Source organism: Synechococcus sp. B60.1, from assembly GCF_047462555.1.
Taxonomy (GTDB): Bacteria; Cyanobacteriota; Cyanobacteriia; order Thermostichales; family Thermostichaceae; genus Thermostichus.
On the sequence record NZ_JANSJN010000025.1, the window covers coordinates 16,888 to 27,618 of the forward strand.

10 protein-coding genes and 1 pseudogene are annotated in these 10,731 nt (G+C 59.0%); 9 read left to right on the forward strand and 2 right to left on the reverse strand.

What is annotated here, in order from left to right; all coding sequences use genetic code 11:
- Nucleotides 1-231 precede the first annotated feature (231 nt).
- The gene (trxA, locus tag NW863_RS04520; RefSeq protein ID WP_414334976.1) at nt 232-564 is read left to right on the forward strand and encodes a thioredoxin; all 333 of its coding nucleotides are present in this window, start codon (nt 232-234) and stop codon (nt 562-564) included.
- A 21-nt stretch (nt 565-585) separates the two neighbouring features.
- Nucleotides 586-1,329 carry a lipoyl(octanoyl) transferase LipB gene (gene lipB / locus NW863_RS04525; protein WP_414364772.1) on the forward strand — a complete coding sequence of 248 codons (744 nt, stop codon included), beginning with the start codon at nt 586-588 and terminating at the stop codon, nt 1,327-1,329.
- Between the two features lie 34 nt (nt 1,330-1,363).
- Here the strand turns inward: lipB and NW863_RS04530 are convergent, their stop codons facing one another.
- Complete coding sequence (locus NW863_RS04530; protein ID WP_414364774.1) at nt 1,364-1,900, reverse strand: tetratricopeptide repeat protein; 537 nt, start codon at nt 1,898-1,900, stop codon at nt 1,364-1,366.
- 117 nt (nt 1,901-2,017) lie between these two features.
- Here NW863_RS04530 and purB point away from each other — a divergent pair, with 117 nt between their 5' ends.
- The 7 genes from purB (at nt 2,018) to NW863_RS04565 (ending at nt 10,414) form a co-directional block, all read left to right on the forward strand.
- Nucleotides 2,018-3,313, forward strand: a complete 1,296-nt coding sequence (purB, locus tag NW863_RS04535) for an adenylosuccinate lyase (protein ID WP_414364776.1) — start codon at nt 2,018-2,020, stop codon at nt 3,311-3,313.
- Between the two features lie 9 nt (nt 3,314-3,322).
- Nucleotides 3,323-4,303, forward strand: coding sequence for an aspartate carbamoyltransferase catalytic subunit (locus NW863_RS04540; protein WP_414334980.1), 981 nt, complete (start codon nt 3,323-3,325; stop codon nt 4,301-4,303).
- Between the two features lie 529 nt (nt 4,304-4,832).
- Entirely contained in the window at nt 4,833-5,912 is a 1,080-nt protein-coding gene (gene pstS, locus NW863_RS04545) for a phosphate ABC transporter substrate-binding protein PstS (protein WP_414364778.1), read from the forward strand.
- 273 nt (nt 5,913-6,185) lie between these two features.
- Nucleotides 6,186-7,157, forward strand: coding sequence for a phosphate ABC transporter permease subunit PstC (gene pstC / locus NW863_RS04550; protein ID WP_414364780.1), 972 nt, complete (start codon nt 6,186-6,188; stop codon nt 7,155-7,157).
- An 18-nt stretch (nt 7,158-7,175) separates the two neighbouring features.
- On the forward strand, nt 7,176-8,063 hold the full coding sequence (gene pstA, locus NW863_RS04555) for a phosphate ABC transporter permease PstA (RefSeq protein WP_414364782.1): 888 nt from the start codon (nt 7,176-7,178) through the stop codon (nt 8,061-8,063).
- 67 nt (nt 8,064-8,130) lie between these two features.
- On the forward strand, nt 8,131-8,928 hold the full coding sequence (gene pstB, locus NW863_RS04560; RefSeq protein ID WP_414364784.1) for a phosphate ABC transporter ATP-binding protein PstB: 798 nt from the start codon (nt 8,131-8,133) through the stop codon (nt 8,926-8,928).
- Nucleotides 8,929-9,046: 118 nt separating this feature from the next.
- A complete protein-coding gene (locus tag NW863_RS04565; protein WP_414364786.1) occupies nt 9,047-10,414 on the forward strand; it encodes an FAD-binding oxidoreductase in 1,368 nt (455 codons plus the stop codon).
- 186 nt (nt 10,415-10,600) lie between these two features.
- Here the strand turns inward: NW863_RS04565 and NW863_RS04570 are convergent.
- Nucleotides 10,601-10,660, reverse strand: a pseudogene (locus NW863_RS04570) (DUF29 domain-containing protein); the annotation flags it as partial.
- Nucleotides 10,661-10,731 lie beyond the last annotated feature (71 nt).

A 10,731-nucleotide genomic window follows, 5' to 3' on the forward strand; every position in this document is an offset into this window, starting at 1 on the left:
GGATTGTTGCCATCGGGATCCCACTCCTTGCAATCGTTAAGCCCTGCTAAAGCCTGCCCCTTCCGTCCAGCCCGCCCCCTAGACTACAGGTACCAACCAAGCCCTAGCCATCCTACCGGGAAACCGACAGCAAGCGGTCGCAGAATCTCTACCCACATTTCCATCTCAAACATTTAGCCTGCAAATAGGTTGCATTCTAAGTTTTCCCACAGCATCCTGCGGAGGTCGCCCATGGCCCACAAACAGCAGTTCAAAAGCTTTGACGACATGATCCAGGGATCCAAAACTCCCATTCTGGTGGATTTCTACGCCACCTGGTGTGGTCCCTGTCAGGTCATGGCCCAGGTGTTGGAGCAGGTGAAGCCCCAAGTGGGGGACGCCATCTCCTTTGTTAAGGTCGACACCGAAAAGTACCCCAACATCGCTGCCCGCTGGGGGATCTACGCCGTGCCGACCCTGATCCTGTTTAAGGACGGGAAGCCGGTTGACCGCATTGAAGGGCTGCTACATCCCCGAGCTCTGCTCGAGCGGCTACGGGCCCAGGTCAACTTACCGGTGGCCTGAGCTTTGCAGGGGCTTGAGCCTGTGCCGCTTCTCCAAGTTCACCTGGCAGGAGAAGTGCCCTACCGCACCGCTTGGGCTTGGCAGCAGGCCCGGTTGGCCCGGATGATCCGCCATCCTGAGGTGCCGGATGGGCTTTTGTTGCTCACCCACCCGCCGGTCTACACCCTGGGGGCAGGGGCCGATCCCAAGTTTCTCAAAAGCCTGGCTGGACGGATAGGATCTCCGGATACTCAGCCAGAGTCCCCTGCTCCTGAGGGGCCGGAGGTTCTGCGGGTGGAGCGGGGCGGCGAGGTGACCTACCACGGGCCGGGCCAGTGGGTGGGCTATGCCCTACTGAACCTAAAGCGCCATAGGACTGTCTACGGCTCCCATGGCCAGCCGGATCTGCACCGCTACCTGCGCCACCTAGAAGAGGTGCTCATCCAGACCGTAGCCCACTTTGGCCTGCGGGGGGAGCGGCTCCCTGGCCTGACAGGGGTTTGGGTGCAAGGCCACAAGGTGGCGGCCATCGGCATCAAGGTCTCCCGCTGGGTTACCTACCACGGCTTTGCCCTCAACGTCTGTCCGGATCTGGCTGCCTTCGCGGCCATCGTGCCCTGCGGGATCCCCGATCGCCCGGTGGGATCCCTGGTGCAGTTTTGTCCGGGGGTAACAATGGCTGCCGTAGCCCCAGTGTTGGTGCAATCTTTTTGTCATGTCTTCGGGCTGCAGGCCCAGGCAGTTTCCCTGGCCGAGTGGTTGGGAGAGCCTCCTCAGTTTGTCTAAATCCGAGATGGCCCTAGATTCAATCCAAGGGCGACTACTCCACCCCCAACTGGCGCAACAGTTGCTGCAGGATGGCTTGGTCAGCAAAGTTGCCGCTTTGGGAAAAAAGAGCCAACGCCTGGCGAAAGTCAGCCATGGCAGCCTCTCGCTCCCCCAGTTGCAGGTGGGCCACGCCGCGGCTAAAGTAGGCCTCTGGGATCCCCGGATCCAACTGGATGGCCCGCTCCGCATCGGCTAGGGCTTTTTGGGGCTGGCGCAACTGGTTGTAAACGTAGCTGCGGTTAACGTAGGCCGGTGCATAGGTGGGATCCAACTCCACTGCCCGATCCAGATCCGCCAAAGCCGCCACCGGATCCCCGCGCAGCAACTTGAGGGATCCCTGCCAGTTAAACTCGGAAGCAGGGCTTCGGGTGGAGGTCTTCTCAGGAGGAGGGGGGGAGGTGGGCAAAGAGAGGGCGGGGGCAGGAGCCAGGAATGCCGCCAAGCAACCCATCAGAGCCACCCTTCCCCATCGCCGCTTCATCGTGCCCCGCTGAGGATCCCAACCCAGTCCAGTATAGACTGCCCGCAAGAGGGGCCATCCTTGCACTTGGCCAACTCGCCGAGAAGCCCCGCTTTGGACCCGGGATGAGAGGCGGATTAGCTAAAATAGCTTGGCTTATCCTATCGTACTGACGGAAAAGGCACCTTGATCGAGCGCTACACTCTGCCAGAAATGGGCCAGATTTGGTCCACCGCCCACAAGCTCCAGACCTGGCTACAAGTAGAGCTGGCCGTCTGTGAGGCGCAGGCGGAGCTGGGGCGGATCCCTCAAGAGGCTCTGCAGGAGATCAAAGCCAAAGCTGCCTTTGACCCGGCGCGGGTTTTGGCAATCGAGGCGGAAGTCAAGCACGATGTTATTGCCTTCTTGACCAACCTCAACGAGCATGTGGGCGAGGCGGGGCGCTACATCCACCTGGGCTTGACCAGCTCGGATGTGTTGGACACGGCCTTGGCCCTGCAGCTTGGAGCCTCGGTTGAGATCTTGCAAGCTCGGCTGGCCGACCTCATCGCTGCTTTGCGTGAGCAGGCCCGCCGACACCGCTACACCCTGATGATGGGCCGCACCCATGGCGTCCATGCCGAGCCCATTACCTTTGGCTTTAAGCTGGCCGGCTGGCTGGCCGAGTGCCTGCGCCATCAGGAGCGCCTGACACGCCTGCGGGAGGTGGTCGCCGTGGGCAAGATCTCCGGCGCCGTGGGTACCTACGCCAATGTGCCCCCCCAGGTGGAACAGTTGGCCTGCGCCCGCTTAGGCCTCAAACCGGATACTGTCTCAACGCAGGTGATCTCCCGCGATCGCCACGCCGAGTATGTGCAGACCTTGGCTTTGATTGGCTCTTCTCTGGAGCGCTTTGCCACCGAGATCCGCCACCTCCAGCGGACAGAGGTGCTGGAGGTTGAGGAGTACTTTGCCCCCGGCCAAAAGGGATCCTCCGCCATGCCCCACAAGCGCAACCCCATCAAAGCAGAACAACTGACGGGAATTGCCCGCCTCTTGCGGGGCTATGCTGTCTCGGCCCTGGAAAACATTCCCCTTTGGCATGAGCGGGATATTTCCCATAGCTCTGTAGAGCGGGTCATCCTGCCCGATGCCTCCATCCTCTGCCACTACCTACTGGTCAACATGGCAGATCTGGTGCGCCACCTGCAGGTTTACCCTGCCAACATGGAGCGCAACCTCACCCTCTACGGTGGTGTTGTCTTTAGCCAGCAGGTGCTTTTGGCTTTGGTGGAGAAGGGCTTGAGCCGTGAGGAAGCCTACCGCCTGGTGCAGGAAAACGCCCACCGCGCCTGGAACCAAGCCGGCGGAGATTTCCACGCCAATCTGCTGGCGGATCCTAGGGTGATGGCCCACCTGAGCGAGGCGGAGCTGCAGGCCTGCTTTGACCCGCGGCGGCACCTCACCCACCTGGACGAGATCTTTGCCCGCTTGGGCATTTGAGGATCCCCTATGGCTTGGCAGCGGCAACATGTCTTGGGGCTGGCGGACTTTACCCGCGAAGAGTATCAAATTGTTTTGCAAACCGCCGCCAGCTTTCAGGAAGTGCTGACCCGGCGGCTGCCCAAGGTGCCCACCCTGCAGGGGAAGGTGGTGGTGACGCTGTTTTTCGAGCCTTCCACCCGCACCCGCAACAGCTTTGAGCTGGCGGCCAAGCGCCTGTCAGCGGATGTGCTCAACTTTTCCCCCGGCACCTCTTCGCTAAGCAAGGGGGAAACCATTTTGGATACGGCTCGCACCTTTTTGGCCATGGGATCCGACGTGCTCATCGTCCGCCACGCCCAGGCCGGAGTGCCGCAGCAGTTGGCCGCCGAGATCAATCGCCGCGGATCCCCAGCGGGGGTGCTAAATGCGGGGGACGGCCTGCACGAACATCCCACTCAAGGTTTGCTGGATCTATTTACCCTCTGTAGCCACCTGGATCCGCAGCGACCTCGCCTCGAGCTGCTGCAGGGGGTGAAGGTGGCCATTGTCGGCGACATCCTCCACTCGCGGGTAGCCCGCTCCAACATCTATGCTCTAGTGGCCGCTGGCGCAGACGTCCACTTGGCCGGCCCGCCCACCCTGTTGCCCAAAGACTTTGCCCAGTTTGTGCCCGGCCATACTCTGCCGGTGCACTGGCAGTTGGAGCCGGCCCTAGCAGGAGCCCGCTTCGTCATCGCCCTGCGCCTGCAACGGGAGCGGATGAGCGAATTCCTCATCCCCAGCCTGCAGGAATACCACCACCTTTTCGGCCTCACCCAGCAGCGGCTGCGCCTGTGCCACCCCGAGGTGAGGGTTCTCCACCCCGGCCCGGTCAACCGCGGCGTGGAACTGAGTTCTGAAGTGATGGAGGATCCCAGCCTCAACCTCATCGAGCGGCAAGTTGCCCACGGCGTTGCGGTGCGCATGGCTTTGCTGTACCTGATGGGCGGCGGGCGGATCCCGGCTTAGACCTCCCCCTTTCCCCTCTGGTCGGGGAACTTGAGGAGCTGCTTGACGTCTAGAGTGCTGAGGTTACTCTTCTAGCCAACTCAACGCTCTCCGCAAAAGCAAGAAAGAAGTTCTGGCGGGGGCTCTTCTGGACACATTGAACCCTACATAAGCCTATATAAGCTTGGCAAGATTTGGGGCAGCTTTCTGCTCTAGGTTCTGCGCAACTTATCTTCTGTTCAAACTTTTTTCCTGGCTGGCCAGCATCATCTTTTATTTGGATCGAGGTCATCTAGCCAAGTCTAAGACAAGCTAAAAGCCTTGCAAAATAAGCTTTTCACAGATCCTGAGCTCCAGGATCATTTTTTACTGCTATCTAAACCCAAGCAAATCACCAGGTAAAAAATCAAGATCTCATAGCAATCACCTCATTTAGAAAGACACCGACTTTTTCTTCTGGTTTAACCTAAACTTAACCTTAACATATTCTACTCTTAACCTTGAGGTTGTAGGGTTATAGGCGTCGATTAAAATCAGACATTTCTTTCTTATGCGATCTCTGCTCTCTGCTTCTGTTTCTTCTGTCGCGGCTTTGGCGGTGGGAGTCCTGGCGCTGGCCCCGGCCCAAGCCCAAACCGTGCAAATCTCTGGCGCAGGTGCTACCTTCGCTGCGCCGCTGCTGCAGCGCTGGTTTGATGCCTACAATCGCACCGTAGATCCCAATGTGCAAGTCAGCTACCAGTCTGTTGGGAGCGGTGCCGGTCTGGAGCAATACATCAACGGCACGGTGGACTTCGGTGCTTCCGAGGGCCCGATGACCGAAAAGTACAACGCCTCTCGCTACAAGAGCTTCAAAGAGAAATACGGCTACGAGCCCCTGCAACTGCCTCTGGCGGGGGGCGCCATTGAATTTGCCTACAACCTGCCCGGCATCGGCGACAAAGAGCTCGTGCTCAAGCGGGAAACCTACTGTGGCATTGTTACCGGCGAAATCACCCGCTGGGACGACATTCGCATCAAGGCCCAAAACCCCAACCTGGCAAGTCGGCTGCCCGCGCTGGACATCACCTGGGTGCACCGCTCCGACGGCTCTGGGACGACCTTCGTGTTCAGCAACCACCTCAACGCTGCTTGCCCCAACTGGAAGGGCGGCGTGGGAACCACGGTGGAGTGGCCGGTTGGCATCGGTGCCCAGGGCAACGAAGGGGTAGCCGCCACCATCAAGCAGGAGCCAGGGGCGATTGGCTATGTGAACCAGTCCTTTGCCAAGCTGGAGCAACTGACTACTGCTCGCATAGAAAACAAAGCGGGCAAGATTGTCGAGTTTTCTCCTGAGCGGGCTACTTCTGCCCTCAACGCTCCCCTGCCCGAAAATTTTGCCCTGCTGGTGCCGGATCCCGAAGGGCCTGACGACTACCCCATCGTTGGTTTGTTCTGGGTGATGCTCTACCGTGAATATCCTGACGAGCAAAAGCTGAAGAAGCTGGTGGAAGCCATCAAGTGGACGCAGGGGCCAGAGGGCCAAGCCATCACCAAAGAACTGGACTACATCCCCATGCCGGAGCCGGCCATCCAGCGGATCTTTGCCGAGCTGGATAAGATCAAGGTCAACCCCAACGCGAAGCGATGAGTTGCTGTCCTGTTGAAAGGTGTTAGTTGAGAGCCAGTGGTCAACAAGAGGCTGTGCTCTTCCTGTTGGCTACTGGCTTGCCGCTTTGCTCATTTTTGGCAAGCAAAAGATCTGTCGGCACTGACTTTTGACGTTGTCACCAGTCTGAGTCCAACAAGCTTTTGGTGTTCACTGTTGGCCAGGACACAGACAACTGTAACACCGATGGAATGTAGGGTGAGGGAGGTTTTGCCACAATCTGCCCACCAGTAGAATTGCCACAGCGGGGATCCTATGACTTCGGCAGCCAGAGACTACGACTTATCAACGGATGTTGCTATTGAAAAGAAAATGGATGTTTCCCGCGCCCTCGACGTGGGTTTTGTCCGCCTAACTTTGGTGCTGGCAGGGTTTGCCGGCATCATTCTCATTTGGGTGATCGTGCAGACCACTGAGGCAGCCCTGCCGGCCATGCGCCAGTTTGGCTTGGGCTTTCTGGTCACCAGCCGCTGGAACCCGGTGGAAAACATCTATGGGGTGTTGCCCCAGATCTACGGCAGTTTGATGACCTCTCTGGTGGCCCTGATTTTTGCCATTCCTTTGGGCATCGGCACCGCCATTTTCTTGACGGAAGATTTTGCCCCCAAGTGGATAACGGCGCCGATTGCCTTTGCCATTGAGCTGATCGTGGCCATTCCCAGTGTGGTGCTGGGGCTATGGGGCATCTTTGTGCTCATCCCGGCGGTGCGGCCCATCTTCCGAGCCATCAATCAGACGCTGGGGTGGATTCCTCTCCTTGGGGGTCCTGCCCCCCGTGGCCCCAGTTTGCTGCTGGTGGCCATGGTGCTGGGGATCATGATTTCCCCCATCATCATTTCCATCACCCGCAGCACCCTTGAATCGCTGCCCCGGGGCCTCAAAGAGGGCGCCTTGGCGTTGGGAGCTACCCGCTGGGAGACGATCTTGACGGTGATGATCCCGGCGGGCCTGTCGGGCATTGTCAGCTCGATCATGCTGGCATTGGGACGGGCCTTGGGGGAGACCATGGTGGCAGCGATGATTTCCGGCAACGCCAACCGCATCAACATCTCCCTGCTGCAGCCAGGATCCACCATTACCGGCTTGATTGCTTCCCAGTTTGGCGAGGCAGGACGCCTGCAGGTGTCGGCCCTTATGTATGCCGGTGTGGTGTTGATGGTGCTGACCCTGTTGGTTAACGTCATGGCCGAGATCATCATCCGCAAGTTTCAAAACTTGGAGCAGTAACCGAGGAGCCTCGTCATCATGTCCCAGTCAGCCCAGCTTGTTCCTGAGGAGATCGACATTAGCCGTGCCGCTGTTGCCCCCCTGCGGAGATACACGAGCATTGCCTTGACGCTGCTGAGCGGACTGTTTGTGGCCGCCATCATAGCTGCCCTATCTTGGGTGCTGTGGGACATCGGTAAGGAGGGCATCCAGAGGATAAGCTGGGACGTCCTCACCGAGACTCGCTACCCGGCTCCAGGGTTAGCAGAGGGGGGGTTTGGCCACGCTATCGTCGGCAGCGTATTGGTTCTGGCCACGGGGGCGGCTTTGAGCTTTCCCTTCGGGATCCTAGCGGCCGTTTACCTGTCGGAGTTTGGCCGCGGCAGCCGCTTGGCCTACTTGGTCAAGTTCTCCTGTAACGTGCTCACGGGCGTGCCGGCCATTCTCTGCGGCCTGTTTGCCTACGCTTTGGTGGTGCGGGGATCCGGCTTCTCGGCTTTTTCGGGGGGAGTTGCCCTGGGCGTGTTGATGCTGCCCATTGTCATCCGCTCTACGGAAGAGGCACTGCTTTTGGTGTCGCCGGATATGCGTTTGGCTTCGGTTGGCCTGGGGGCCACTCGCTTTCAGACCACAATGCGGATTGTCCTACCGGCAGCAGCTCCGGCCATTGTAACAGGCTTGATCTTGGCCTTGGCGCGGGCTGCCGGCGAGGCAGCACCTCTACTTTTTACTTCCTTCAACAACAATTTCTGGTCAACCAACCTGTTTGGACCGGTGGCTACCCTGCCGGTGATGGTTTACTTCTTCTCAATTATTCCCTTCAAGGTGCAGCAGGAGCTGGCATGGGCAGGAGCCCTGGTGCTGCTGGCCATTGTTTTGGCAGCCAGCTTGCTGGCCCGCTTCCTGGTCTACAAAGCCAGAAGATAGTTTAAGCCTTGTCGGACAGCGGCCAGGTGTGAATTAGCCTCTTGACGAACTTTCTGCGAGTGGGATCATGAAAACTCAATCTGCTAACTCAACCACCTACGTCTTCCGAACGGAAAACCTGAGCGTCTACTATGGCTCGAACCTGGCGGTGAAAAACGTCACCATGGATATTCCTGCCCGGCAAATTACGGCTTTTATCGGGCCTTCTGGCTGTGGCAAAAGTACCATCCTGCGCTGCTTTAACCGCACCAACGACCTGATCCCGGGGGCGCGTGTTGAGGGCAAGCTTACCTACCGCGGCAAAGACCTCTACGCCGAGAATGTGGATCCGGTGGCGGTGCGGCGGCGGATTGGCATGGTGTTCCAGAAGCCCAACCCTTTTCCCAAGAGCATCTACGACAACGTTGCCTATGGCCCGCGGGTGCTGGGGATGAAAGTGGACTTGGACGAGGTGGTGGAAACTTCGCTCAAGCGGGCCGCCCTTTGGGATGAGGTGAAAGACAAGTTGAAAGAAAATGGCCAGTCTTTGTCTGGGGGGCAGCAGCAGCGTTTGTGTATTGCCCGCGCCCTGGCGGTACAGCCGGATGTCATCCTCATGGACGAGCCCTGCTCGGCTTTGGATCCCATCTCCACCCGCCGTATCGAGGAGCTGATGAAGGAGCTGAAGCAGGACTATACCATCATTATCGTCACCCACAACATGCAGCAGGCCAGCCGCGTCTCGGACATGACGGCTTTCTTCAGCGTGGAGCTGGTGGGATCCAACCGCGTGGGCGAACTGGTGGAGTTCGACCGAACGGAGGTGATCTTCAACAGCCCTGCCAAAGAGGCGACCAAAGACTACGTAGAGGGCCGCTTCGGCTGATGCTCGGGACGGGCCGGGATCCCCTGGAGAGGCGTTTTCTGTCTCTGGTGAGCCTTTCTGCCGGCCCTTTGCACAGACAATGGAGTCTAAGTAGCCTGCTATCCAATTGGGGATCCCTATGACCGTTGCTGCTTCTGGAAAATTGCAGGCCTTGCTTTCTGAGCTGGCCGACCTTGAAACCATCACCGATCCGGCGCAAGTTGCCAAGTTGTCGCTGGACTTTTACCACTACAGCCCTGTGCTCAGCCGCCAGTTGAGCAACAAGCGCGGGGAAGTGGTGGTGCGCCCTGCCGATGAAGCAGAAGTGATGCGGGTGGCGGCGGCCTGTGCCAAGTGGAGAGTACCCCTGACCGTGCGCGGCGCCGGTACCGGTAACTATGGCCAGTGCATCCCCCTAGCTGGCGGTGTGATCCTGGACATAAGCAAGCTCAACCAGGTAATCTGGGCCAAGCCGGGCTTGGCGCGGGTACAGGCGGGGGCCAAGCTGATGGCCATCGACAAACACACCCGCGAGCTGGGCTGGGAGATCCGTATGGCCCCTTCCACCTACCGCACCGCCACTATTGGGGGGTTCATTGCCGGCGGTAGCGGCGGCATCGGCTCTGTGACCTACGGCCAACTGCTGGATCGGGGCAACATCTTAGGGCTGCGGGTGATTACAGTCGAAGAGGAGCCGCGGGCCCTGGAGCTGCGGGGAGACGACGTGTTTAAAGTCAGCCATGCCTGGGGCCTCAACGGGATCATCACCGAGGTGGAGATTCCCTTGGCGCCGGCCTATCCTTGGGCGGAGCTGGTGGTGGCCTTCCCGCCGGAGGGGGGGTTTATGCCCTGCGCCCACTTTGGCCAGGCTCTGGCCGAGGCAGATGGGATCCTGAAGAAACTCATCAGCCTGCACGCCTGGCCGATCCCTCGCTACTTCGTCCCCTTGCAGGACTACTTGCCCCAGGGATCCGCCGTGGCCCTGTTGATGGTGGCCGAGTACAGCCTAGAGCCGTTGCTGGAGCTCATTCGGGAGCATGGCGGCCAGGTGGTCTACAACAAAACGGCTCAGGAGGCCAGCAAGGGGATCTCACTGGGGGAATTCTCTTGGAACCACACCACCCTGCACTGCCGCAGCGTGGATCCCAATTTGACCTATCTACAATCGATTTTTCCGCCCGATCGGGAGCTGAAGGTGGTGCAGCACCTGTACGAGCACTTTGGCGACGAAGTGCTGATGCACCTGGAGTGGATTCGCATCCGGGGGCAGGCTACCCCGGTCGGCCTGCAAATTGTGCGCTTTACAACGGAAGAACGCCTCAACGAGATCATGCGCTATCACGAGGCGCAGGGAGTCTTCATCGCCAATCCCCACACTTTCATCATCGAAGAGGGGGGTCGCAAAGTGATGGATCCGCGCCAGCTCCGTTTTAAGGAAGAAGTGGATCCCTATGGATTGCTTAACCCCGGCAAGATGCGCAGTTGGCAAGGGCGGGCTTCTGCTTGAAAGTGCTGAGAGGGCTTTATCCTCTAATATCCAGCGATCTCTGAGTTGCCTCTGCCAAAAGGAGAGGGGCTTGACAGTCAATCTTCTGCCAAGGCCAGCTCCAAAGCATAGGGACAAGTCTCCGGAAAGGCCGAGATATCCCCTCAAGCTGGGGCTATCTTCGAGGGCCAATTCAAGCTGAGTTCGCGCATCTGTGATGGCATCCAGCCAGCTCTCTGAGCGACGCTGAGGTTGATATTGCCACATGAACTACCCCACCGCGTAGGCGGGTGGGGTTTCCTCACCCGCTTGACAGCAGAGCTTTTGTCTCTTCTTCT

What these genes read in the sequence shown, in the direction of transcription:
- trxA (WP_414334976.1), top strand. Translation starts at nt 232, where the DNA reads ATGGCCCACAAACAGCAGTTCAAAAGCTTTGACGACATGATCCAGGGA.
- NW863_RS04540 (WP_414334980.1), top strand. Translation starts at nt 3,323, where the DNA reads ATGGCTTGGCAGCGGCAACATGTCTTGGGGCTGGCGGACTTTACCCGC.
- pstS (WP_414364778.1), top strand. Translation starts at nt 4,833, where the DNA reads ATGCGATCTCTGCTCTCTGCTTCTGTTTCTTCTGTCGCGGCTTTGGCG.
- pstC (WP_414364780.1), top strand. Translation starts at nt 6,186, where the DNA reads ATGACTTCGGCAGCCAGAGACTACGACTTATCAACGGATGTTGCTATT.
- pstA (WP_414364782.1), top strand. Translation starts at nt 7,176, where the DNA reads ATGTCCCAGTCAGCCCAGCTTGTTCCTGAGGAGATCGACATTAGCCGT.
- pstB (WP_414364784.1), top strand. Translation starts at nt 8,131, where the DNA reads ATGAAAACTCAATCTGCTAACTCAACCACCTACGTCTTCCGAACGGAA.
- NW863_RS04565 (WP_414364786.1), top strand. Translation starts at nt 9,047, where the DNA reads ATGACCGTTGCTGCTTCTGGAAAATTGCAGGCCTTGCTTTCTGAGCTG.